This window comes from Bacteroides sp. 14(A) (assembly GCF_000526555.1).
GTDB lineage: Bacteria > Bacteroidota > Bacteroidia > Bacteroidales > Bacteroidaceae > Bacteroides > Bacteroides cellulosilyticus.
Genome location: NZ_JAGH01000002.1, coordinates 2,922,838 through 2,949,424, shown reverse-complemented (window position 1 = coordinate 2,949,424; position 26,587 = coordinate 2,922,838). Strand labels below are relative to the sequence as shown.

General features: G+C 42.9%; 12 protein-coding genes. 1 reads left to right on the top strand and 11 read right to left on the bottom strand.

Annotation, left to right across the window (positions count from 1 at the left end; genetic code table 11):
* Nucleotides 1–109: 109 nt before the first annotated feature.
* Nucleotides 110–4,222: a two-component regulator propeller domain-containing protein gene (locus tag K429_RS0118600; protein WP_026367877.1), complete on the top strand. Its 4,113-nt coding sequence runs from the start codon at nt 110–112 to the stop codon at nt 4,220–4,222.
* Nucleotides 4,223–4,325: 103 nt separating this feature from the next.
* On the opposite strand, the gene K429_RS0118595 is transcribed toward K429_RS0118600, so the two are convergent.
* From K429_RS0118595 to K429_RS0118545, 11 genes are all read right to left on the bottom strand, one after another.
* Entirely contained in the window at nt 4,326–5,579 is a 1,254-nt protein-coding gene (locus K429_RS0118595) for a glycosyl hydrolase family 8 (RefSeq protein ID WP_026367876.1), read from the bottom strand.
* A 41-nt stretch (nt 5,580–5,620) separates the two neighbouring features.
* Nucleotides 5,621–8,845 (bottom strand): glycoside hydrolase N-terminal domain-containing protein, encoded by a 3,225-nt coding sequence (locus K429_RS0118590; protein WP_026367875.1) that lies wholly within the window; start codon nt 8,843–8,845, stop codon nt 5,621–5,623.
* Nucleotides 8,846–8,878: 33 nt separating this feature from the next.
* Complete coding sequence (locus K429_RS0118585; protein ID WP_007215496.1) at nt 8,879–9,760, bottom strand: esterase family protein; 882 nt, start codon at nt 9,758–9,760, stop codon at nt 8,879–8,881.
* A 114-nt stretch (nt 9,761–9,874) separates the two neighbouring features.
* Nucleotides 9,875–11,842 (bottom strand): glycoside hydrolase family 5 protein, encoded by a 1,968-nt coding sequence (locus K429_RS0118580; protein ID WP_026367874.1) that lies wholly within the window; start codon nt 11,840–11,842, stop codon nt 9,875–9,877.
* Nucleotides 11,843–11,996: 154 nt separating this feature from the next.
* Complete coding sequence (locus tag K429_RS0118575) at nt 11,997–13,112, bottom strand: endo-1,4-beta-xylanase (protein ID WP_026367873.1); 1,116 nt, start codon at nt 13,110–13,112, stop codon at nt 11,997–11,999.
* Nucleotides 13,113–13,363: 251 nt separating this feature from the next.
* Entirely contained in the window at nt 13,364–15,529 is a 2,166-nt protein-coding gene (locus K429_RS0118570) for an endo-1,4-beta-xylanase (protein WP_026367872.1), read from the bottom strand.
* Between the two features lie 32 nt (nt 15,530–15,561).
* The gene (locus K429_RS0118565; RefSeq protein ID WP_026367871.1) at nt 15,562–16,584 is read right to left on the bottom strand and encodes a DUF5627 domain-containing protein; all 1,023 of its coding nucleotides are present in this window, start codon (nt 16,582–16,584) and stop codon (nt 15,562–15,564) included.
* A 53-nt stretch (nt 16,585–16,637) separates the two neighbouring features.
* On the bottom strand, nt 16,638–18,434 hold the full coding sequence (locus K429_RS0118560; RefSeq protein ID WP_026367870.1) for a RagB/SusD family nutrient uptake outer membrane protein: 1,797 nt from the start codon (nt 18,432–18,434) through the stop codon (nt 16,638–16,640).
* 44 nt (nt 18,435–18,478) lie between these two features.
* The gene (locus tag K429_RS0118555; RefSeq protein ID WP_026367869.1) at nt 18,479–21,307 is read right to left on the bottom strand and encodes a SusC/RagA family TonB-linked outer membrane protein; all 2,829 of its coding nucleotides are present in this window, start codon (nt 21,305–21,307) and stop codon (nt 18,479–18,481) included.
* Between the two features lie 30 nt (nt 21,308–21,337).
* The gene (locus K429_RS0118550; protein ID WP_026367868.1) at nt 21,338–23,206 is read right to left on the bottom strand and encodes a RagB/SusD family nutrient uptake outer membrane protein; all 1,869 of its coding nucleotides are present in this window, start codon (nt 23,204–23,206) and stop codon (nt 21,338–21,340) included.
* An 11-nt stretch (nt 23,207–23,217) separates the two neighbouring features.
* Nucleotides 23,218–26,352 (bottom strand): TonB-dependent receptor, encoded by a 3,135-nt coding sequence (locus K429_RS0118545; RefSeq protein ID WP_026367867.1) that lies wholly within the window; start codon nt 26,350–26,352, stop codon nt 23,218–23,220.
* Nucleotides 26,353–26,587: the final 235 nt, after the last annotated feature.

Below are 26,587 nucleotides of genomic sequence, written 5' to 3'. Positions count from 1 at the left end.
AACATAAAAGCCCCGCAAACTCTGAATAAGAAATTCGACATATAAGTTCATATTTTAAAAGGAAATATAGCGGATATTAAGTATATTTGCAAGCATAAAATTAATAACTATGAAGACTGCATTTATTTTATGCCTATTAAGTTTATGCTTATCTAGTACATCTCATGGGCAAGAAGGAAAGATGTTCACGGTTGATAAAGACCTATCAAGCAGTATGCTCAATAAAATATACCAGGATCGTGACGGAATAATATGGATTGCAACAGAGGATGGATTGAATCGATATGACGGTGCTAAATTCACCGTTTATAGAAATGAAAAAAGTAATCCCCACTCTCTACTTAACGACTACGTACGTACACTCTATGAAGACAAGCAAGGACGCCTTTTCATAGGATCTCTGAATGGACTACAAATATATGATCGGGCAACAGCTAGTTTTACCACCATTCCGATGTACCTTTCCAGTGGAGCTTCGATAGACCCCAATATAGCAACAATACTTGAACGCAATAATGGAGAAATATTAATAGGAACCTCAGGACATAGCATGTTTTTACTGGAAACAAGGGGAGACAGTATAAAAGCCAGGCAAATAAGCCGCTTTATCTCCAGTAATCTGATTACTTATGCATATGAGGATAGAAAAGGGAATTTATGGATAGCGACAGGAGATAATGGCATCTTTCGTTTTGATAAAAACAACCAATCCAAACATTATTCAGGCGAAAAAGACATAGCCAAGAATACTGTTTCAAGTATGTGTGAAGACAAACAGGGTAATCTTTATATGAGTAGCTTAAAGAAAGGGTTATTTATATATGATGACAAAAAAGATGTGTTTATTCCCTTTACAGATACTCCTAATCCAGATTTACCTATCAAAATTTTATATCCCGGAGATCAGAATGAGATATTTATTGGTACAGACGGTTCGGGAATGAAAGTATATGATACTCAAGAACAAAAGATAAAGGAAGCCAATTTTAATATCACTACATTTAACCTGAAAAAAGCCAAAGTGCATTCTATTCTGAAAGACAAAATAGGAAATATATGGTTAGGCTTTTTCCAGAAAGGAGTTATGATTATACCTGCCACGACAAACGAATTCAAATACATGGGCTATAAATCTTCAGTACATAATGTAATCGGTTCTAACTGCGTCATGTCAGTATACAAGGATCACACCGGAACACTCTGGGTAGGTACTGACAACGATGGAATTTATGCAATTGCTCCGGACAACACGCTGAAAGCGCACTTTACCCCTACAGATGATCCACATTCTGTTCCTGCAACCATCATGAGTATCTTCGAAGATTCCAACTACAATCTGTGGATAGGCTCTTACCTTCACGGCATGACACGATTGGATCCCAAGACCGGTCGTTGCGAATATCTAAAGCTAGCGGAACAGCCGTCTAATCTGACAGAGAACATATATTGCTTTGCAGAAGATGACAATAAGACATTGTGGATAGGAACCATGGGAGGTGGCTTATTTTACATGGATATCAATACCAGAAAAGTAGTCCGTTGCCCAATGCTTGCCAATAATAGCACCGACTGGACAAAAGTAAACATGCTACATAACTCATGGATAAACAGTCTCTTATACACTAGTGAAGGCAAACTGTACATAGGAACTTATGACGGTTTGGGATGCGTGGACATAAAGACCATGGATTTCATTTCTCCTTTGAGAAACAGGAGAATATTATATGGAGACGTAATCTATGCCCTTCACGAGGGTAGTGATGGAAGCATCTGGATAGGAACATCTAAAGGATTAAAACACCTCAATCCCAAAAGTCTTGATATTCGCGAATATACAATAGAAGATGGTTTGCCGAGCAATTATATATGTGCAATCAAGGAAGATGTGAATGGATATCTCTGGATCAGTACGAATTATGGAATCAGTCGGTTCAACCCCAAAAACCAAAGTTTCATTAATTTCTATGCAAGTGACGGACTGCAAGGCAATGAATTCAGCAAAGGAGCTAGCTTTGCATACCATCAAAGCGAACTTATTTTTGGAGGAACAAACGGTATCACCTATTTTAATCCAGCAGAAATAACCAACTCAAGTAAAAAACCTGAGATTCGGATCACAGACTTTTATATCCATGATAAAATGGTAAAGAAAGGGATGGAATCAGGAGGTAAAGACATTGTTACTACTGCAGTAATGGATGCTGATCATTTCCAGCTTTCCCACAAAGATAATTCTTTCAGTATAGAATTTTCAGCCATGGAGTTTTTCAGCCCGGAACGAATTACCTATATATATCGCATTAACCATACGAGTTGGATTAGTTTGCAACAAGGTATCAACCGAGTATCATTCAGCAACTTAAGTCCGGGTGATTATACATTCCAGATAAAAGCAAAAGATAATGACTCTTATTCTGATATTAAAGAAATACGTATCACCATTGACCCGGCATGGTATGCATCCGGATGGGCCAAACTAATGTATGGGATATTACTGATAGCCATCATCTATATCATCGTCATCCAAGTACGCCATCGTTACCGTGCCCGTCAGGAGATATTAGAGCATATTCACGCAGAGCAAATCAATGAAGCCAAATTACAGTTCTTCATCAATATATCCCACGAGATACGTACCCCGATGTCTCTCATCATAAGCCCACTGCAAAAGCTTATCTCTACTGATAAAGATGGAGAACGGCAAAAAAACTATCATACTATTTATAGGAATGCTGAACGTATTCTTCGCCTGGTTAACCAGCTGATGGATATTCGAAAAATCGATAAAGGGCAAATGTCACTGAAATTTCAAGAGATTGACATTGTGGGTTTCATCCGGGATTTATACTACACCTTCGAATATCAGGCAAATGCCAAACATATCACTCTTTGTTTTCAAACAGAGATGGAAAACTTACAGGCATGGATAGATCCTAAGAATTTTGATAAAGTTATCCTAAACATTATTTCCAATGCATTCAAATTTACACCGGAAAACGGAAAAATCAATATTTATCTCCGTACCGGTAAAGATATGAATGCTCCCTGCCCTTTACAGCATTATTTTGAAATAATAATAGAAGATAGCGGCATCGGAATTGACCCCGCAGAGATAGGAAGAATTTTTGAGCGTTTCTATCAAATCCGTAACAGCCACAATAACTCTAATGTAGGTACTGGTATCGGATTGCATCTAAGTCGTTCATTAATAGAATTACATCACGGTACAATAGAAGCAGAAAATAATGAGGGGAAACCAGGCTCCCGCTTTATTATACGATTGCCTTTAGGCAAGGAACATCTGAACGCTGAAGAAATAGATAATAACCCGACTGACAATAATTCTCCCGTACATATCACAACTGCCCTACCCACTTCTCCAGTTGATGAAGAAGACGAAAAAATACGTTCCAGAACAAAGAATCGTGTCCTGGTAGTAGAAGATGATGAAGAAATACGAAAATACATCTGTCGCGAATTGGCAAGTGATTTCCACATGAGCGAGTGTACTAATGGAAAAGAAGCACTTGCTATGATTCTAAAAAAAGAACCTGATCTGATTATCAGTGATATCATGATGCCTGAAATGGATGGATTGACACTTTGCAAAAAAATAAAGCAGAACGTAACCATCAACCATATACCAATTATCCTCTTGACGGCCAAATCAAGGGAGGAAGATAATCTGGAAGGTTTAAACATGGGAGCAGATGCATATATAGTGAAACCATTCAGTATTGAAATACTGAGAAAAACGGCTATCAACCTCATCAAGAGCAGAGAAGTATTGCGTAATAGTTTCAGCGGTAGTCAGATGCAAGAACAGAAGTTGAAGAAACTAAAAGTCCAATCACCTGACGACAGGCTGCTTAATAAAGTGATGAAAGTTATTAATGACAATCTCGGTAATCCTGACTTGAATGTTGAAATGATAGCAACTGAAGTAGGTATCAGTCGCGTACATTTGCACCGTAAGCTAAAAGAGCTAACTAACCAGTCAACCCGCGACTTAATACGCAATGTTCGTCTGAAACAAGCGGCATCATTATTAGCAAACCAATATCATAACATTACTGAAGTCGCTAGCCTTACAGGTTTTACTAATATTGCATATTTTTCTACCGCTTTTAAAGAATTATACGGAGTACCCCCCACCTCCTATATGGAAGAACAGCAAAAGTCTTCTTTTTCTGACGGTGACAAGATTGAGCAACAGAACTAAACAAAACAAAAAGAAAGCCAACTAATTCATGACAATTAGCTGGCTTTCTTTATTATATCAATATATTACGCTTATACTACTTTTACACTTTCCATTCACCAAGCTACTTGATAATCCGGAAGTTTCCACTGACATGCAGCATAGACATCATATATACCATACCGCTATAGTAACGGAATTTCCCCGTAGGTAATGGTTCATCCCACAATTTCTGTATACATTCTTTCGCCAGATCCTTGTCATTCAGAGCAAAGGCTCCTACAGCATTTGCACCGATCATACCTGTTGAATAATTACCGGCAGGTGCTGAACCATCCACATTAAAATATTCGTGCGTAAAATTATCTTGCTTGAAAAAGTTAAGCAATCGACTCATCATCTCTGTCTGGTTAGCAGCATCTTTCCCAAACCAATAATAATCCATACCAACATTCATGGCACAACGGAGAGCATCAAACTGGTATCTTCTTGTATCATACCCCCAATTCTTAGGTTTCCAAGGAGTGCCATCGAATGCAGAATAATCAGGAAACAATCCCGTCTTTTTATGCGATGCATCAGCCAACAAGCGACGGGCTGCATCAGGCGTTTGCTTCCAGAATTCCTTATTAGTGTCAGACCACAAAGCCCAAAGTTCAAAGAAAGCAGGCAGATTATAAGAAGGGTCCGTATAGTTATAATAGACCTTTTCCGGTACAAATGTAACGAGTTTACTCTCAGTATTGAACAGGTTATAAACGCCTTGGGAACCATCTTTAGACATAACATCTTTCAAGATTTTCTGAGCTTCCTGATTATAGTCATATGCTCCGCCATTCCCCCAACGGTGAGAAGCAAAGAATAAAGAAGTTATAAAATAAATTTCACCATCAGAAGCGCAACTCGGCTCCTTACCTATTTTAACGCCATGAGGTGTACAGTGCCAGGCATAATATCCCGACCATTTGCCCGAAGTATATAGCATGTATTTCTTGGCCCACCGCCATAACTTATCGAATTCCGCCTGCTTATCCAACTGTACACATATCATCATTCCATAGGACATTCCTTCTGTACGTACATCCTGATTCCCTGTATCATAAATATAGGCAGTATTGTCATCACTCTCATAGTAAACCTTTGTTTTTTCATTCACAAAGAAATGATTCCAGATTTGCTCCATTTTCCGGTCGGTTTGTTGCTGAGAAATACCTAAATACTCATTAAACAAATTCCGATAGTTATCAGTATAGTAAGCTCCTGCAGGAATCGGGTCCCCACTGCTGTTTTCCTGAACAGGATGAGCCTGAACTCCAAGTGAACAAAAGCCGGAAAGTATCAGGCTGACACTAACCGCAAATAAAGTCGTAAGTTTCATCACTCCAAGGTTTTGTCACAATTAATAGACTGCTAATATCATTACATACTACGCTCCAGCGAATAGTCTTCTCCCGGCTGGGTAACAATGTCATATTCGTAAGTACGATAAAGGACCGGCACCTGAGGATTTATCAGTTTTGAAACTACCGGTTCTTTTATAACTGCCGATGCATAAAGAGGATTCGGGCAAGCACCGTCTGCCACTTTCACTCCTTTTCCCTTTAAAGAAACATAAGAACGGATACGTAGTACCCCGCCCAAACGAGAATGTATCTTCGCCTTTTTCAGTTGAACGCCATCCCATTCCATATCCACCACAAAACCACCACGGGCAACAAGGCCTTTCACACTTCCTTTTTTCCATGCTTCAGGCAGTGCAGGCAATAAGTGTACTGCACCATCATGGCTTTGCAACAACATCTCTGCAACTCCTGCCGTATAACCAAAGTTTCCATCGATCTGGAAAGGTGGATGGGCATCAAATAAATTTGGATAAGTACGTCCCTCAGGATATTCTTTTTGAACTTTATCATTAGGCAAAAGATGAAGCATATTCTGTATAATCTTATAAGCATGATTGCCATCCAACATACGCGCCCAGAAATTAATCTTCCACCCAATGCTCCAACCGGTAGCCCTATCTCCACGCTGTATCAAAGTATTCCGGGCAGCTTGAAATAACTCTGGATTTGTAGTCGGAGAAATCTGATTACTGGGATATAAGCCATACAAGTGCGAAATATGCCGATGGTCATCCAGCGGATTATCAGCATCGATTAACCATTCCTGCAATTGGTTATGTTTCCCAATCTGCATTGGCGGCAACTTACTCAGCATTACCTGCAAAGAATCCTCATACTGTTTATCTCCACCCAAGATACGACTAGCCTGAAGTGTACTGTACAAAGCATCAAAAGCAATCTGATTATCCATTGTACAACCTGCCGTAATCGTTGTTTGTGAACCCCGATAACCATGTTCAGGAGACATGGAAGGTACTGTAACCATCCATTTATACTTCGGATGTTCCACTAAATGACTTAAATAAAAATCAGCAGTTCCCTTCAACAGCGGATAATACTTCCTTAGAAACTCTTTGTCACCGGTAAACAGGTAATGCTGCCACAGATGCTGTGCCAGCCAGGCACCTCCATTAGGCCACATGCCGAAGTATGCAGCATCCACCGGTCCGCAGGCACGCCATATATCCGTATTATGATGTGCCACCCAACCTTTAGCATCATAAAGAACTTTAGCAGTCTCACTGCCTGTAACTGCCAAGTCAGTCACCATATCAAAAAGAGGTTCATGTGTCTCACTCAAATTGGTTACTTCAGCAGGCCAATAATTCATCTCCGCATTGATATTAATCGTATATTTGCTATCCCAGGGAGCATATGGACTATGATTCCAAATACCTTGAAGATTGGCAGGCTGACCACCGGGTTGCGAAGAAGAAATCAGCAGATAACGACCATATTGGAACATCAAAGCTGCCATCGCCATATCATTCCCTTCCATAAAACGTTGCACACGGACAGGTGTCTCCAAAGCGGAAACTCCGGTACTTTCTAAAGTCAAGGACACACGGTCATATTGCTTGCGATAAGAGGCGATATGACTCTTCAAAGCCTGTTCGTAAGGAATGCGGGTGGCTTTCTGCAAATAAGTAGCTGCACGTTTTGACTCGTTCGCACTGACATCATGATAATTCACAAAATTAGTAGCTGCTGAAATGTACAAGGTAGCTTCAGTAGCCCCATTCACAGCAAGCGCGCTTTCTTCCTTACTCACTTTACCATCTGTTCTCACCTGTACTTGACATTCGGCACGCATAGCAGCAGGAATTCCTTCATGTTCAGCTCCCTGACAAGAGATAATCAGCTTGCCCCCCTTTACTTGTACATCTGATTTCAGCGGACTGCTGTATGATACGGCAAAATTCAAGGCCTTTGCCTTATCCGACTGAATACGTACAATAATCACATCATCACTCAAAGAGGCAAATGCCGTACGGACAAACTTCACTCCATCCACTTCATAACGTGTTGTAGCAGTAGCATTCTCCAGATTCAGATCCCGATAATATTCAGAAGGATTTTCATGCCCGGGGAAATTCAGGAAAAGACTCCCCAGCGTCAAATAACGCATACCATGCTGAGGCGTCATATAATTCTCATCAATGAGTTTCTGCGCCTCCAAAGTTTTGCCTTCAAAAATAAGGCGACGTATTTCAGGCAATACCTGCAACCCTTTAGGATTATTATTATTGTACGGTCCACCAGCCCAGAACGTCTCTTCATTGAGTTGCAATTCTTCACGGGCAGTTCCGCCAAATACCATAGCCCCCAAACGGGAATTACCTAATGGCAAAGCTTCCAACCAATCTTGTGCCGGACGATTATACCATAACTTCATATTCTGAGCAGACGTCCAATCTCCATATCCTAAAATAGAAAGCATTTTAGCAGCATAGCGAGCTCCTAACATCCGATATCCTTCAGCTGTAAAATGAAGATTATCGAATGCAGCCGGACAACCGGCAGAAGATATCACGTGTGCAGTAGGAATCACCTGTGGCAAACTGTCGATGATTGTATTCATGCTGGCACAAACGCCATTCTGATCTGCATGTACCACCTCACCCGCCAACAAAGGCACATTAGCGGCAGATAATCCTAAATCGTTCAAAAGATTATCATACACTCCCTTTACTTTTAAGGCCCAGTCTTTATCATTTGTATTCGACTCTCCCTGATGTAACAGAATACCTTTAATCACTCCGTCTTTTTGAGCAAGCTTTGCCATCTCAACCAAACGCGCATAAGGATTGCCGCCATATTCCTTTACCATATTCTTCAGCCAGTCCGGAGAAGTTTCTACATAGGATTGATAGTTATCCTTGTCAAACAGTTCTATCCTACAACCGCCTACGGCAACATTGATAATTCCTACCCGTACATTAGATGGAAGATTAGCCACCATAGCCCGGCCGAAATAATCTCCCGGGGTCAAGCCCGTATAGCAACGAGCCAAAGGAGGAACCGCCTTATACCAATTCCCTTTGGTCCTCCCCAAATTAGGACAATCGACAGCCGCTAATACCTGAAAGCGACTGTCAACTGCCACTGTATCCTGTTCTTCTACCTTTGCATTTCCTTCCATGTTCGATTGTCCCAAACACAGATAGATATGGAAATTCGCGTCTTGTGCAAATGTCGTCATGCCTAAAAGAAGCAAGCATGTAAATACAAATGTTCTCATAATCTGTCTATTATTGTTTGTTTATATGTATATTCATTCCTTACCAAATATCCGGGTTACGAAAGGTAAACACTGATAAAGAGCCGAGTGCCAATATTCCCAATCATGTCCTCCATCGCGCACCCTGAACTGGCAAGGTATACCGGCATTACGCATTGCTTGATAGAACTCTATATTACGATCAAGCAGGAAATCATCATCTCCACAATCTACAAACCAGGCAACATTACGTAAATCAGCCTTACGGTTCTCATCAGCCTCAGTCACATATTTCACACAGCTATTTTCAATAACACTACGAGTCAGTATCGCTATTTTAGAATTCGGATCATCAGCAGATACTGCTCCCTGCTCAGGAATAGACATCAGAGCACTCATCGCATAGACTGCACAAAACATATCACTATGGCGCTGGCCATAATTAGTAGCTCCGCCACCTCCCATCGACAAGCCGGCAATGGCACGATGCAGCCTATCGCCTATCACCCTGTATTTTTTCTCTATATAGGGCAAGAATTCCGTATAAAAGAATGTCTCATATTTCCAACCAGGCATATCAAAATATCCGTTCCATTCCATATGTATATTGCCACCGGCATTCGGAGTAACAATAATCATCTCACATGCTTCTCCACTGGCTACAAGGCGATCCATCACATCTTTTACATGTCCACGCTCGGCCCAGACAGGATTGGTCTCCCACATACCATGCAAAAGATACAGGACCGGATATTTTTTCTCTTTATTTTGTTCAAAACTCTTTGGCAGAAAAACGGTATAAGCACGCTTTGAATTTAACACTTTACTGAAAAGAGTATCCGTGACTACTTTACTCTGGAAATTCCAAGGTGCATTTTGTGCATAACCGGACAATGTATACATCATTACAGCCAACCATACAATTATCTTCTTCATCATATCTTTTATTTAAAGTTTTTCAAACTATTCATATGTATCTGCAAAAATAAGGCATGAATCTGATCACCGTTTTACAATTTTAGATATTTGAATATCAATATTAGATAATACTCAATCCGCCAAAGTAATATTAGCTATTACAATCGACTTGCCACCCATAGACCAAAAACCTATTATATAAAGATGTGAAGGATCAATCTTCACTCCATTCTCATCGACCATCCGGTTCAATTCAATAACAACCTTTCGTGACGAACCAAAATCATAAGTAGCAGGCTTTGTCCAATAACTGGTTTTATCAAACAAGCGGAATGATACATTACTCTCATTATCGTTACCCAACTCTACAGTCAGTGTCTTATACCCTGACAGATCAAGCCCGTCAGTATACTGCCAACCACCAAAACCATACTGCCCCGTCACCAAAGTCCGGGTAGCTTCATCAAAAGTTCCATTTTCCCAAATAGACGGATTGAATACATCTGTGGTCAAAGAGAAAGGAGATATTACCGTAACTTCCAGTGATAACTGTTTACTAACACCAGTCGCAGATTGATAAGAAACGCTCACTATAGCTTCACCCGGTGCCATAGCCACCAATTTGCCGGTTCGTTCTACTTTTAATACAGACGTATTCGAACTGCTGACAACCGCCTCCGCCGTCACCATTCGTGATGTTCCGTCCGAATAAGTAGCTTTCACTTTGAGATAACTTGCACCTCCCATTTGCAGGCGAAGTTCTCCCTCCTGGCCCATCAGCTCCAAGGTTTCTAACTCTCCATTCACTACCATACCTTCAGCATACTCTTTGAACCAATGATACATAGCCCATGGGCATGCTTCAGGATCATTGAGAAAAGTATAGTTGCCCGGTTCTCCCAGTACATCCTTAAATGCTGCCAGTTCATGAGACTTCGTAGTAAAAAACAGCCAAGAAACATTGCCCGAATTATCAGCTATATACTTGAAGTTAGCACCAAAGCCTTCACTACCAGCTGTACCCGTAACACTTTTCCCCCAAGTAGCGCCATACTTCTTGGGCGCCCAGTCTATCTCCGTCACCATGATAGGAGCAAAAGCAGCCACTGGTCCTACCTGCGCATCCCATCCACGCTGAAAAGCTTCGTATCCTCCCCCTGTAGAAGAGCCAATTTCTTCACCGCTATCCTGCTCCGCATCACTACCGTACCAACCCGGATAACAGTGAACTGCAAAACCTATATTTTCACCTTCAATACGATGAGTGGCATATCCCGCATAGGAAGACTGATACGCAAGTCCGGGAACCCAAATAATGTTATTGCAATGGCTTCGTATTTTATCAACAATAGCTTGAAAATAGATTTTCATGTTAGCAAAGCAAGCATCCCCCGTACTTCCATAGTTTCCGTCCGTCCCTTTTATATTGACCGGTTCATTAGCCAATTCAAACATGATTCCGGTATTGTTCTTCAACTTTGAGTGTTGTGATACGATATCCCAGACTTTTAATAAGAACTGCTGATAAGTATCCCCTACTTCTATCCCCTGATATTTGTCAGCAGGTTCCCTGTTAGGACACACGCCGGGCGGACGCATCACTACATACATCCCTTTGGAAATGAAATATTCCGCCATCGGCACAAATAATTCATCCAAATATTTCCGGAAACGCGTTTCAGAGAAACGTTCATGTCCCTCATAACGCACATACGGCATAGAAGCGTCATCACTCCAATAAGGATCCAAGTGCAAACGAACAAAATTAAACTTCCAGCCCGCATTCAAAATCCCGTCCACCATACGTTTATTATAACTCAAGCAGGCCTGCACATCATAGTTTCCCCAAGCATTGTTGTTGAAGAAAGGACTGTAAGTCTGTGTAAATCCATGTAGGTTTACAATCTCTCCTTTCGCGTTTTTGAGATAACGACCTACTACACTTAAGAGAGGTAACGTATTATTATCTCCTGGTTCAGGATCAGGATCAACGGGTGCCACAGGTTCTTCGGGCAGTACTACTTCTTGTATCGTATTATCGGAGCAAGATGACAGTAATATAAAACCTACGAAGAAAAATACCTTTATAATTCTTTTCATTTTAATCAAAATATTGTTTTCACACCTACCATGTTACATTTCAAAGTTTTGTATTCCTGCACACTCTTCACAGAGGATGCAGGAAAGATATTATAAAATGCACAAATTATATCCAGTTCTCGGAAAGATGAGAACCGATATATTTTTTCTAATATTACTTTTTCTCTATTAATTCTGTTACAAAAGGCTTCGGTTGATAACTCCGGTCGAAAAGTAATGGATAATCACGACGACCTCTTACCGGAAAATCGTTTTTCCAAGAATCACCATCAGTCACTCCCCATGCCGTCACACGGGTAATAACATCAGAATGTTTAATAAACAAGTTGAAGAAAGCTTCCATTCGCGCATTCCATTGTTCGGAAACGCTATCAGGCAAAGCCTCTGGATACGGATTCAATATTTTCCGGTAAGCCACTGTATCTGAAATATTAGCACCCTGTTTTGCAGTAGGCAGCGCGCTCATATCCCATTCCGTAATCATCACCTTAGCACCGGTAGAAGCAAAAGCCCAAATACTCTCTTCAAACTCTTTTATGTCCGGATAATCCATACCCATATGTCCTTGCATACCGATAGCATCTACCCGCAGGCCTTTTTCCTTCATATCCTTCACCATCTTCACTACCGTATTTCGACGACCTTCTACATTCATGCCGTAATCATTGTAATAAAGTTCGGCATCCGGGTCCGCTTCATGGGCATATTGAAAAGCCAAAGGAATAAACTCTTCACCCAAGATTTCATAAAATTTCGTCTTGCGATAAGAACCATCTTCAATTATAGCTTCATTCACTACATCCCATCCTTTCACACGACCTTTATATCTACCTACCACTGTATAAATATGATCTTTCATACGTTGTTTCAGTACTTCCGGTGATACATTCTTCCCTTCGGAATCTGTGCAGAACCATCGTGGTAACTGAGAATGCCACATCAGACAGTGTCCTATAATAAACATACCGTTTTCCTCTCCGAATTTAACGAATTCATCTGCCTGAGAGAAATTATAACGATTTTCTTCCGGATGAATAACCGCACTCTTCATGCAATTTTCGGCTACAATTGAATTAAAATGTTTCTTTATCAGTTGTACAGCTGTAGTATCACGTCCTGATGATTGCGCCGTATTTATGGCGACACCAATATAAAACTTATCACCAACTGATGCTTTCAAAGAAGTTTCATCATCCGTTGTAGAATTGCTTCCACAGGAATATAAAGAAAAGCCTATTAATAGTGCAAGCAAAAAAATCTTGTTTTTCATACTATTTCATTTTATCTTTAACTACAAATTCTGATATCATTTTCCGGTCCCAAATGTAACAGATAGGAATAGAACAACTCACATTTTCATGCTACATAGTTATTCACTGATGTTACATCTTTAATATCCATGTTACATTTTCTTGTAGAAACATACCATCTTCCTTTCTTAATACTCGTTATATACTAACAGAAAGGATAAATAAACGCCCATACAAGAGGTCCTGTATGGGCGTTTATCATAAAGAGCTCTTATTTACCAGACAAGCCATCTGCAAATCCGGCATAAGTATGCTTACGACTGTAGTTCGCATCCCACAAACCTACGGGTTCGCCACCACGCCAGCTGGAATTACTTGGACTATCAGTAGCACACCACTGAGTGATGCCATATTGTTGGGCAGCAGGAATAATCTCGAAGTACTTTTTCACGATGAACTTGTAATAATCGGACATCGCCTTATGCTGTGCTTCAGTCATATTCTCCGTCTTCACACTAGTGCCATTCTCGTCTATATAGCCCATATCGAGTTCGGTAATCTTCACGAGTTTACCGCTCTCTGCCAAGATTTGGAACATCTTTTCCACATGATCTTCCTTGCTCTTCTGTGTAACAGCATTAGCATAGCAACTCACGTGCATCTGTGTACCAATACCGTCAATCTTCGTCACACCGTCAGCTTCCCACTTTTCAATCCAATGTACCAGACTCTTAACCTTCTTATTGTCATCCCAGTCAGACTCCAGATTATAGTCGTTGACAAAGAGTTTCAGAGGATTAACACCACCATTCTCGGCATAATACTTACGGGCAGCAGCCACAACAATGCGCACATAGTCTTCGTTACCCAAGTAGTCTTGCCAGTAGAAGTTATTCTTAGCATCTTCTGCAGAGACATTTTTGGCAGACTGCAAAGTATAGAATCCTTCACCGTCATCACCGCCTCCGGAAATAGCTTCGTTCACTACATCCCAAGCGGTCACATAACCGCCAGTAGCTTTCATCATACCTTCTACCCAGTTGTTCATGGCCCATGTAAGGGTATCTTTCTTCTCTTCGGGAGTCAAAGGAATAGAATTCATCTTCACAACTTTGCAAACAGTAACAGATCTAAGGTCAAGTGCAGCATCAGCTGTTTGTGGTTTAAGAATAACATCATAATTGCCACCTGCAACATCAGGGAAATTCAACCTAACCTTATGATTACCTTCCTTAATAGGTACAGCAACTGTTATACTCTGAGCATCTCCACCCCATCCATTCTGCATTGTCAGTTGTACGCCACTAGCATCTTTAGAAGCTGTCAAATCTAGATAGATAACGTAATTTCCTTCTTCAAGCGGATTATCTCCACCGGGAAAAACAAAGAACTGCGCCCAATCACCGGTGGGAACAAAATGTAGGCAACTATTTATAACAGGAGGCTCGCACCCCATTGCATAAAATGGGAAAGGACCATCTTTATAAGTCTGTACATTCACCTCTTGTTCAACTTCTACAGTAGGAGCTTCAGAATGGAATATTTTAACGTATTTAATTTGAATAGTTCCAGCAAAAAGCCCAGATTGTGTCATTACATGACCACCATCTGCCACTGCTGTAAAAGTAAAATCATACTCTTTCCATTCAGTATCGAAAGAAAAAGCCCCCTCGGCTCTACCACTCCAAGGTCCTACTCCGAAATTAAGACTACCGGCTGCCGAACCTTTAATCATGATTCTTAACTTATATTCCTTACCTATAACAGTCGGCAGATTGTCAGCGATATGATACTGAACATAGTGATTCTGAGCAGCAGCAACAGAAGTCTTAATTTCCAAACAACCTTCGGCATCATTTTTGCCTATAGTCGTAGTTTCTTTTACTTCTGCATTAACTTCATTCCAGAAAGTATATCCGGAAGTAGAGTAATCCACCGCATAATCTTCGACATCAACTTTTTCGTCAGGATCTACGTCCATCTCTTTATCTTTCAGCAACCCATTTAAATACTTATTATTCTGTTGCGCATGCCAGCCCAATGTGTGTCCGTAAATAGTAAGTCCTCCAGCTTTAGCCGCAGAGACAAAGTTCTCTACAGTTCCAAAATTCATAGATCCGTCATCAGCCACACACGAAGCGTACTTCATTGCATTCCCTGCCGTCATATCATGAAAATTAGAGTTGGCCAAGCGTGTTACCAGCCCACCTGCAATATAATCATTCGCAGCCAATGCAATTCCCAACTTAAAGTCGGGATTGGCACTGCTGTTTACATAAGTTTTCAATGCGTCATACGCATTGAGATACTCCATATCTGCAATGGATGTTGGCTTCTCAACACTAAACAGCAACTTACTGTCGTCCACACAAGAGGTGGCTACAACAGCCGCAGCCGTCAAAAGCATTGTACCTAATATTTTTTTTGTATGTTTCATATAAATACTTTTTTTAGTAAGAAACCCTATTATTATTTCTTCACAGGAGTAAACCATTCAGCCTTCACGCCACGGTAATGCGTCACCAGAGTGTCTTTAGTAGCACAATGAATGCCAGCGTAGTCCATGGTGTAGTCCAGATAGATTACATCGCGGTCTTTATTTCCCCAGCTGTTCTTGTCACCTTTGGCAACGAACTTACCGCTACCGTTAGCTTCTACACCTTCGGTATTAGAAGTAATGACGCAATTGCCGCTCTCGTCGAAAGTGAGTATTAAATTGGCTTCAACATTCTTTCCAGCAGCATCTTTAGTAGGACGCTCCCACTGCACTTTGTTCAAGCCCAGCGTACTAAATCCGCCAATGGTTTCATCCTTCTCCACATTAGCAGCATGGCGAACTTCCGTACCGGTCTTGTTACCAGTATAAGTATCAACCCCCCGACGCAAGTAATGTGAATCGTATTTACTGATATACTTCACGGCATAGAGAATATAATCTTTGGATTGTACTTCCCAATCTTCCTTGTTCACGCGATCGGGAGTATCCACCGAAGGTTTACCTTCCAAGATGGAATCAGCGTTCTGCACACCGGTCATTACTACCGGAATAACATAGTTCAACTCCGTAGCCTTGGGATCATTAAAGAATGCGTCGGTCAAGTTCACCGTAACGCCACCCAATACCTGACCTTTCTTGATAACAATCTTGTCATCACTCAGCGTGTAGTGCGATGTGGGCAAAGGCATGATATCACCTTTTGTGCTTTCGAAAGTGTAACCATCGCACAACGAATTGTCTACCCGGATACCAATCTCCACATTCTTTTTGTTCTCATAAACACCAGCTATCGTAGCCATAATCTGACACTTGTGCTCGTTATCCAATGAGTTATCTACGGATGGATCCTCGCCCAGTGTGATGGTACGAATGGGACTTTGATAGGCAAAGTAGACCGCAGAATATTTAAAGTCTGGGAAATCCCGGTCACCGTTTTCGCATGCAGTGAACAAGACTCCCGCCATAGCGGCTATTATCCAGAATGATTTTTTCATTGCTATTTTCATTTATTCAGTTTATATAAATTCGTTTACATACAGCCTGTCGCTTACCATCCCTTATTCTGGATGAGAGCATCAAACTTCAACATTTCGCTATAAGGCACAGGACCATAGTACATATAATCTTTATAGTCGCGTTTCTCTACGTCCACCACCTCGTGGTGAGTTCCCGTAATCTTCATACCCTTTGCAGTTTCGTTCAGTTTGCTGATATCTACCTTCCAACGGCGAAGATCCCAGAAACGGAAACCTTCGAAACAAAGTTCTAGACGACGTTCGTTGCGGATGAGTTCGCGCATTTTGTTCTGGTCATTCTTCACCGATTCCAGATAGGGATCACCACCATTCTCACCGACACCGGCACGCTGACGGATAGCCTTAATCACATCATAAGCAGAGTAGCTGTTTGCACCTTTACCTTGCGGCCCCCAAGCCTCGTTAGCAGCTTCAGCATAACCCAAGAAAATTTCAGTATAACGAATCCAAGGCTTAATGTGATAACCGTTGGTCGTATTGCTGGGATTAGCATTCACGTTCATATCCAAGAACTTGCGAAGATAATAGCCGGTACGTGTAGAAGCACCGTCGAACTTGTTCATGGCATCATTGTTGGTGCCATCTACAGCAGTAGTGATGACGCTACTTGAGTTACCTGCCTTGCTGCCATTATAAATAATGTATAGAGCTAAGCGAGGATCGCGATCAGCATACGGATTCTGAGCATTGTATCCGCTCTTCGGATCGCTGATGGGATAACCGTTCAGCGCAGGAAATGCATCTACCAAATTCTGCGTCGGGTTAACGCGACCTTTTCCGAAAAGTGAAGGAGGATACTGATCCTTTTCAAGGTCGGCACTCTCGTTCTTGTTGCTACGCCACAAGAATTCGGGGCGGTTGTAGCCTGCTACCAAGTTCTTGATACCGTTGGAATCCTCGTACCACTTGTTACCCGTAGCATCAATAGCCGCAATGGGGTTAGTGCCAAGATTCGCCAATATTTCAGCCATACGGTTGGCAGCCTGTTCCCAAGTAACACCTGAACCTTCACTATAAGCGGGACTGGCAGCCAACAGAGCGGCCTGAGCACGAACAGCGCGAGCTACGCGGGCACTCATACGATTCTTGGCATGATCGCCAAAGACACGGTTGTACTGACTAAAGTCAGCACCCATCTGAGTATATTTAGTGGGCACCTCAGCCGTAGTTTCCACATCGCCATACTCTTCCGGAAGCATTTCAATAGCTTTCTCCACATCCCGGTTCAGCTGGTCAAGACATTCACGGAATGTGTTGCGCGGTTTATTGAAATCGGAATAGATAGTCTCAGACTCCAGCAGAATGGGTATGCCCAGCAGTTGTCCATCGGCAGTCCATCCGGCACAACTCATCAGCAAATGATACATATAGAGAGCACGCATACCATACGCATCGCCTTGAAAACGTATTCTAAATAGCTCGGAAGCCATTTCGTCTTTGGCCCATTCCACTTTGTCGGATATTTCGAGAAATTGATTGAGGTATTGCCAAGAGGCACGCAAGTATTGCCAACTATCCACAGGATTGTTGTCGGCACGCCATGCACCGGTCGCCATTCTCAGATATCCATTGCCCACATCGTTGGACACGGCATCGTCAGTAGCCACATCGGTAAACTTCCAAGAGTTGGCGTTTTCACCCAGCGGATTACTGATATAAGCATGTCCCAGCAAACCGACAGCCCATGCAGGCATATTCTCCAAGTCTTCCACAGTCTTATGGTTTTCTATAGCCGGCTCGAATAGGTCATCGCAAGCACAGAATCCCACCAATAATGCTGTTGACAAGATGATATTTTTTAGTTTCATAACTTCTTATTTTTCAATCTTCATATTATTTATTATTCACATTATTAGAACGTACCCTTGAAACCAAGTTGGTAGAAACGTGTCTGAGGTGCGCTTCCTACATTCATTTCCAAAACCTTACGTTCCTTGGCAATCATCAGCAGATTGTTAGCATTGGCAAAAAAGCTCAAGCCTTTAATGAAAGTTCCTCGCAACACATTTTGGGGCATAGCATAAGTAAGCTGCACCTGAGACAGATTAAAACGGTCGTTCTTATATATCCAGAAGTCCGAAGTACGGAGATTGTTAGCACCATTGGTAGTTGTCAGACGCGGGTAAGTAGCTGTAGCCGCAGTCTCGGGAGTCCAGCGGTTGCGTGCTATTTCTGAGTATTTGCTATCGCCACTCATCCAATAATAAGAGTTGTCTTTCATGCCGTGACCACCCAAGTAGAGGTTACCCATTGCAAAGAAAGTAAAGTCACGCCACTTGACAGTGAGGTTGATGCCGCTCATAAGCGGAGAGTCCCAACGACCCAGGAATACGCGGTCATTATCATCAATCTTGCCGTCGTTATTCTGATCCTTGTAGCGGATGTCACCCGGTTTCACGTCACCAAACGTCTGTGTAGGAGCCGAAGTAATTTCAGCTTCATCTCGGAAGAAGCCTTCGCTCTCCAAGCCCCAGTATCCGTTCAGCGCACGTCCCACAGCCGATAGATAACTGAACTCGATGTTCTCGTCACGCTTTTTAGCAGTGCTCTTATAATACATACCGCTAACCCCCAGAGTCAGATCTACCTCGCCCACCTTCTTATTGGCATATACGCTGAAATCGAAACCTGTGCGCTGATCCACATTGAAGTTTACATAAGGGATGATAGATGATGACGGATAACCAATCTGCGTGAAGTAGTTAGGATACAATGAACCGGGACGAACCAATCCGCCATCCATCTTGCTGGTGAAGAAATTGATGTCAAAATTGATCAGATTGCTCCACATTGAACCACGCAAACCGGCAGTGAACTCTTTACGCTTCACATAGGTCATATCGGGATTGTTACCACGCTGAAACTCTGTTGCAGCCAGACCACCGTTATCTCCCCAACTATACCAACCACCTTTTTGTACCACTGTCTTGTAAAGGTAGTAGCCGTCTTCATTGTCACTGGCAGTGATGTCGAGATCCTGATTAATGATACCTACAGAAGCTGTGAGCATCAAATTGTCGAAAATAGAGTTTTCTAGGAACTTCTCATTCGCTAGATTCCAGCCTAAAGTCACCGTAGGCGAGAAGGCCACGCGGTTGCCGGTGGGCAACTTTGTAGAATAAGGCATTGCAACGCTGAAATCAGCATAGTACTTGTGCTGATAATTGTAGGATGCCTGGAAGCCCAAGTTGGCGTTAGTGGTACGATGATAATGTCCGCTGCGCTGTGTCTGCCAGGCATTGGCCAGAATCATACCGAAGACGTTATGATCTTCGTTGAAAGTATTCTGATAGTCGAACTGACCGGACACGTTGTATGTATAACGATAAGCCGAGTTACTGATGTTCTCAGTGCCACTCTTCTCATCTTTACCATACTGAGTGATGCTTGAAATGATATCCTCGCCATTGTAGTTACTCCACGTAGGGGCAAAAGTGGCATAACTGTTGCTATAACCCTGATTGTAGGTCGATGCATAGTCGATACCGTATTTAGCACGGAAATAAAGCCCTTTGAGCAACGGAGAGAGATTGACGTCAAAACGGGTATTGAACTGGAACTGACGGCTTACGAACTTGCTATCGCCGGCTGCATAAGCATCGGCCACCGGATTGGTGGGATGTTGCTGCGTACCACCGAAGAAGAATTTGCCATCTTGAAGATAGCTACTGTTCAGCACGGCATTCAATGAATTCTGATCGGTTGCCTCAATGTAACTCAAGGGAATGAACGGAGTCACCAAGTGTGGACGCAACGTGGCTGTCTGTCCCCACCAGTCTACATTAGCCGAATAGGAATCATAAAAAGTAACATTGGCATCAGCTTGAGCAGTGATAAACTTATGAAGCTGCATGTCCACGTTACCACGTACAAAGAAACGGCTGACATAGTTATCCTCAGTCTTGCCCACCTTCAGCAATGATGATTCGCGATAGTAACCGGTAGTCGTATAGTACCTTACCTTCTCACTACCACCTGAGATTTCGGCTATTGCTTCCGAACGGTTGTAAGCTTTTTTTAGGTATTCAGAAGAATACATGTCGAAGTTGGGATAGCGATAAGGATTCGAACCGGAAGCATGATTAAATATATCTTCCTGCGAGTAGTTCGCAGCCAGTCCATCATTGGCACGAGCCTCATTATAGAGAGTCATATACTCTGCCGAACCCAAATATTTGGGATAAGACTTGGGAGTATAGAAACCGGTATTGGCATGAATATTAATTCTGAGATCGCCAATTTCACCACGTTTGGTGGTGATGGAGATAACGCCTTTGGCCGCACGCGGACCATAAAGCACTACGGCCGACGCCCCTTTCAAAAGCGTAATCTGGTCTATCTCGTGAGGGAGCACGTTATTCGCATCGCGTACCATACCGTCTACGATAACGAGGTATTCGGTATTTCCCCAGATGTTTCCGTTGAAACCGCCCACCACATTGTCTACAAAGCCTAAACTATTGCTTGTATATGCTTTCTCTGACATTTCCTTCATATCAATCACTGATACTCCACCCAGCAGGTCACGCTGGTCGATGGAGCGGAATGCCACTTGCACCTTTGAGAGCGTATCAGCTTGAGTAGCTTCCAACATATCTGCCAGCGGTTCTTGAGCGGCAGTATGTGTGTAAGCGAAAGCCAACGTTGCACAAAGTACAAGTCCTTTATATATATGTTTCATTTTATTAGAGTTTTTACGTTAATAAAACCATTACCAACCGGGATTCTGGTAGAATTCAGGATACATCGTCACATCATCGGTCTTGAATGGTAGCCAGTAGTGCTTGCTGGAGAGCTTGCGCTGCGTCACTACCTCTTCGCGGAAGTTAACGACTTTACGTTCTTTCGGGTCGGCATTAGGGTCAAATGCTTCCGCGCGATCGAACCGCTGCGTGGTCTTGATGTTGTAAGGAGATTCGGTCAGCAGTTTCCAACGACGCAGGTCGTTGAAGCGATGTCCTTCGTAAGCTAGTTCAACAGCGCGTTCACGACGAACCTCACCCATGAATTTTTCAAGATCGGCAGTGTATACAGTGGCAACATCTTCCACACCCGCACGTTGACGGACTACGTTAACCGCTTCCACAGCATTCTTCGTGAAAGAAGTAGACTTGCCGGAAGGCGAACCGTAACCTTGCGCAGCAGCTTCGGCATACAGAAGATATACTTCTGCCAGACGCAACCATGCTAAATGGAAATGGGTAGCCTTACCGTATCCGTAGTCGTTATCAGCCTTGTTGGCTCCCAACGGAATAAACTTATAGTTGAGATAGCCCGTACGGCTGGTTCTCTTAGGATCGTTGCAGGCATTACCGCCTTCATAGAGGTTAGCATACTCAAAAGCTTTGAATTTATCGTCCGTCGGCGCTTTAATCATCTTCACACCATCATAGAGAAAGTTATTGTAGAAACGCGGGTCACGACCTTTCCAAGGTTGCTCCTTACTGAATCCGGAATTGGGATCACTGAGTGGCAGACCATTCGCCATACCGAAATAATTTACATAGTTGGCAGCAGGACAGAGAATGATACCATCACCTTCTGCAATATCCTGAATCTGATAGGAGTTCATCTGACGCCAGTAAGAGTCGGCACCGTAAGTAGGGCTACGCATAATGGCTTCTGTACCACCGGGCATCAGCCAGTTCTGCTCTTTAGTATAAAACAGACTGCTGTATTTGTCAAAGTTTACCAAAGCATATTGTGTCTGACCACCTTCAACCATAGCAAGCACCTTGCCCAAAGCATCAGCCGCACGTTTACAATAATCCGCATCGTATGAACGGTTGCTATTTTCACCACCATTCACCATTAAAGGGCTACCGGCATAGAGCAGAGACTTACCTAGGTAAGAAAGTGCCCAAATCTTGTTGGGACGGAAAGCGTTGTTACCCTTAGTACGGTTGCCTGCAGCAGTGTTATCCCAGTCAATAGGAAGCAGCTCGGCAGCACGCTGAAAGTCTCTCGCCATCTTTTCGGCATTCTCCTGATAGCTTTCGCGCGGCAAGTTGAACTGTGCATCGGATGGCAATACACTTTCCATATATGGCAAGCCACCCCAATAAGTAGTAAGCTGGAAATAGAACCAAGCGCGGAAGAAATAGAGTTGCCCTTCGACAAAGTCACGTTCCTCCTGCGTGGCATCCTTCAACAAACCACTCTGCAGAGCTTCAAGACCGAGATTGGCCTGACGAATGGCATACCAGCCACCACCCCACAGAGCCTTAGCAAAACGGTCTCCATCAACTTTCCAGCTTCTATCCAGGAAGCAGTCACCTTTACCAATATAAGTGCGGTAGTTACCACCATCGATAGCATACCCCATCAAACCTTCACCATTACCGGTAGTAATAACCTCATCGTCACCCCAGTTGAAGGAGCTTACCCAGTTATGCTTGGCCACGTCGGGGATAACGTTATACATCACTTCGATAAATCCTTGGAAGTTATTGAAGTTTTTGAACGCATCTTCTGCTGACAGCACAGAGTCAGAATCTCTGTCCAGATAGTCGGTACACGAAGTAAACGTGAATCCGGCGGCGAAGAATACGAAAAGTATGTGAATAATCTTATTTTTCATCTTATCTCAGATTAAAGTGTTATTTTAAAACCTAAATTGAAACGACGTTGAGTGGGGTATGCGCTCCATCCACCGGTATTCGACTCACGGTCATCGGGCATATCAGTCCAGAGAAAGAGGTTGTTACCATTGATAAACAGCTTCAAAGTGCCCAAACCCGATGCCTTCAGCCATTTTTCCTTAGAGAAGGTATATGAAAGTTCAGCATACTTCAAACGTGCGTACGAACCGTCGAAGAGGAAGCGTGTACCATCGGTATACCGGCTTGTCTGGTTCAACCAGCGAGGCAGAGGTACATCACCGTTTTGATTCTCCGGAGACCAGTAGCTGCCCTCGTGGAAAGCGGTGTTTCTTGTACCGCCCAAGCTACTGAGGCCTACAGAACGGCTTACGTTAGTCACACCGTAAAACTGAACGAAGAAGCTCCAGCCTTTGTAGTCAGCACCGATCTGAAGGTTCATTGTATTCTGCGGAGTACCTGTATAGCCATAAGGAATATTGTCGTTCACGGAAATAATACCGTCGGCATCATAATCGAGGATGACATAGTTACCGGGCTTACGTCCTTCATCGTATTCATCGTGCGCCGTACTACCATAGAGTTCATCCCAACTATTATAATATCCATGATCCACATAAGAATAATTCTGATCAATGGCCTTACCAGCCTTCTTCTGATAGTCAGGTTTCAGTCTGGGATCATCCGCCTCCTTGATCTTGCTGACAGCATGAGTCAAAGAGCCATTACCCCAAAGACGCCAGTCTCGGTTGAGCTGCTTATTCCAACGAATATCCAACTCGAAACCTTCACTGTCTACCTTGCCGAGGTTGGCTACAGGAGCGGAAGTACCAAAATATGAAGGAACGGCACGATTGGCACCGGTTACTAAAATATCGGTACGCTTTTCCTTAAAATAGTCAAACGAACCCGAGATAAGGCCGCCCAAAATAGCGAAGTCAGCAGCGATATCAAGTTTGGTAGCCGTCTCCCATTGCAAGTTCTTGTTGCCAAGCTGGCTCTGTTGCCACCAGCTGTAAGGGCTCTTGGAAGGATCTACACCCGTCAACGACTGACGATAGCTGCCACCATTGCTCCAAGTATCCATATAAAGCCAACGTCCGCTTACATTGTCATCGCCAATCTGACCATAAGACGCGCGAAGCTTCAACATATCCAGCCATTTGAGATTGAGTTTCTTCACAAGGGGCTCTTCTGAAACCATCCATCCGATAGCACCCGAGTTGAAGAAGGCAAAACGATTTTCCTTAGCAAAGATCTCGGAACCATTGTAAGCACCGTTATATTCCAACATGTAGCGATTTGCAAAATCATATGTGCCACGGAACACCCAGTTCTCACGATAATGGGGCTGTTCGCTACCTGTAGCATACTGTTCGCGGCTAAAGTTACCCATGGCACCCACAGTGTGATTTCCAAACTTATTGGAATAGTTCAATTGAACAGAATAGTTCATACGGCGGTAGGTAGCCCAGTTTTGAACAGCACCCGCACCAGTCATCCAAGCGCTGTTATTCTTAAAGTCGAACTTATATAAGGCATCAGGAGAAATGTCGGTATACTCTATACCTGTATCGGGATCGATCCATTTGTGCATTTCACTTTCCCAGTCGTTTGTGTCATCCACTCCACGACCTGTTTCACGGAAGGCGTTGTCGAATGCTAACTTAGCCTGTATATTCAACCCCTTGAGTACGAAACCAAGATCTTGTTCGAGGGTGAAGTCAGTGTTCAGGCGATCATCTGTTGTATAACCTATACCGTTGACGCTGAGTCCCTCGTAAGAGTTAGTGGCAGCCTGTGTGGGGTTGGGATAATAGTAACCAAAGGTACCGTCACTGTACACCGGCATGAAAGAGTCGGGAGAGATGCCATAGAAAGCACTCCAAACAAGATTCTCGTACTGACCTTGCGTAGCCTTCTTCACAGCATGCGAACCGGAAAGATTGACGTGCAATTTAGTAGTCTTGGTCAGGTTGAAATCGAGGTTACTGCGCACGTTGATACGGTCGTATCCGAATCCTGGGTCATAGCCCTTAATATTGGTTACCTTCTTATATATATCGCCTTCATGCGTATAGTCCACACTGGCGAAATATTTCACGAACTTAGTACCACCACTGATGTTGACGTTAGCATTATAAGAAGTAGCTACGTCCTTCAACAGATAGTCCACCCAGTCCATATTGGGGTAGCGTTCAGCTTCTGCCTGATTGGCCGGATAGCGATACTTGTTCAAACGGTCCTGCGTCAGATAGTAACTCCAGGCTTCCGGCTTATAAGCCAGTTCACTCTCAATAACTTGGTTACGGAGCGAAAGCGCATCATACGAGTCCATCATATCGGGCAATTTAGAGTAGGTCTTCAATGTCGTACTGGCATTGATGTTGATCACTGCCTTGCCCTCTGCACCACGTTTGGTGGTAATCAAGATTACACCGTTGGCACCGCGTACACCGAATACGGCAGTTGCCGACGCATCCTTCAATACAGAAATGGTTTCCACAGAGTTGATATCCACCGAATTCATGGGACGTTCTACACCGTCCACCAATATAAGCGGATCGCTTGAGTTCCAGGATGTCACACCACGAATGGTGATCTTCGGATCTTCTTCACCCGGCATACCGGTAGTAGTCATAGTCACTACACCCGGGAGGTTACCCGTCAGCGCCTGACCTAAACTGGAGACACCACCGGTGCGCTCCAAAGCTTTCGAAGTGGTTTGTGCAATGGAGCCCACCACCGAGGCCTTCTTTTGCTGACCAAAACCCACTACCACAACTTCTTCCAGCTGTTGGCTGTCATCTTCCAACACGACTCTGATCGATTGCTGAGGGGGTACTTTCACCTCTTGTGATTTCATACCGATATATGAAATAACAAGAGTTACATTATTATTAGGAACAGTCAACGTAAAATTCCCATCTATATCTGATATCGTACCTATTGAAGTGTTGCCTTTCACAACGACAGAAGCACCGATAATCGTTTCACCGGTACTATCAAGAACTGTTCCTTTTACCGTTACTCCATTTTGCGCTAACGTTGGCAAGCAACTTAATAGCAACAAAAGCAATAAGTAAGGTAGCTTTTGATTTTTTTTTGTTACATTTTTCATTACCATTAGTTTAAGATATTAATAACTACATTCTCTCTTCATTAGCTATTAAAGATAGCATCAACTGTCATCGTACTTGCATTTCATAATCAATCAGTCTTTTAAGATTAATAATTTGACGGTTAATAATCATATTACTATTATTACATATATTAGCGTTTCATGTCATAAGAGGAAAGAAAAATGTTTTCCATACGCATCTCTCCCAATAATATAGTCGCTTTTTCTCAGCAGCAAATGT

What these genes read in the sequence shown, in the direction of transcription:
- K429_RS0118565 (WP_026367871.1), bottom strand. Translation starts at nt 16,584, where the DNA reads ATGAAAAAATCATTCTGGATAATAGCCGCTATGGCGGGAGTCTTGTTC.
- K429_RS0118555 (WP_026367869.1), bottom strand. Translation starts at nt 21,307, where the DNA reads ATGAAACATATATATAAAGGACTTGTACTTTGTGCAACGTTGGCTTTC.
- K429_RS0118570 (WP_026367872.1), bottom strand. Translation starts at nt 15,529, where the DNA reads ATGAAACATACAAAAAAAATATTAGGTACAATGCTTTTGACGGCTGCG.
- K429_RS0118550 (WP_026367868.1), bottom strand. Translation starts at nt 23,206, where the DNA reads ATGAAAAATAAGATTATTCACATACTTTTCGTATTCTTCGCCGCCGGA.
- K429_RS0118545 (WP_026367867.1), bottom strand. Translation starts at nt 26,352, where the DNA reads ATGGTAATGAAAAATGTAACAAAAAAAAATCAAAAGCTACCTTACTTA.
- K429_RS0118585 (WP_007215496.1), bottom strand. Translation starts at nt 9,760, where the DNA reads ATGAAGAAGATAATTGTATGGTTGGCTGTAATGATGTATACATTGTCC.
- K429_RS0118560 (WP_026367870.1), bottom strand. Translation starts at nt 18,434, where the DNA reads ATGAAACTAAAAAATATCATCTTGTCAACAGCATTATTGGTGGGATTC.
- K429_RS0118580 (WP_026367874.1), bottom strand. Translation starts at nt 11,842, where the DNA reads ATGAAAAGAATTATAAAGGTATTTTTCTTCGTAGGTTTTATATTACTG.
- K429_RS0118575 (WP_026367873.1), bottom strand. Translation starts at nt 13,112, where the DNA reads ATGAAAAACAAGATTTTTTTGCTTGCACTATTAATAGGCTTTTCTTTA.
- K429_RS0118590 (WP_026367875.1), bottom strand. Translation starts at nt 8,845, where the DNA reads ATGAGAACATTTGTATTTACATGCTTGCTTCTTTTAGGCATGACGACA.
- K429_RS0118600 (WP_026367877.1), top strand. Translation starts at nt 110, where the DNA reads ATGAAGACTGCATTTATTTTATGCCTATTAAGTTTATGCTTATCTAGT.
- K429_RS0118595 (WP_026367876.1), bottom strand. Translation starts at nt 5,579, where the DNA reads ATGAAACTTACGACTTTATTTGCGGTTAGTGTCAGCCTGATACTTTCC.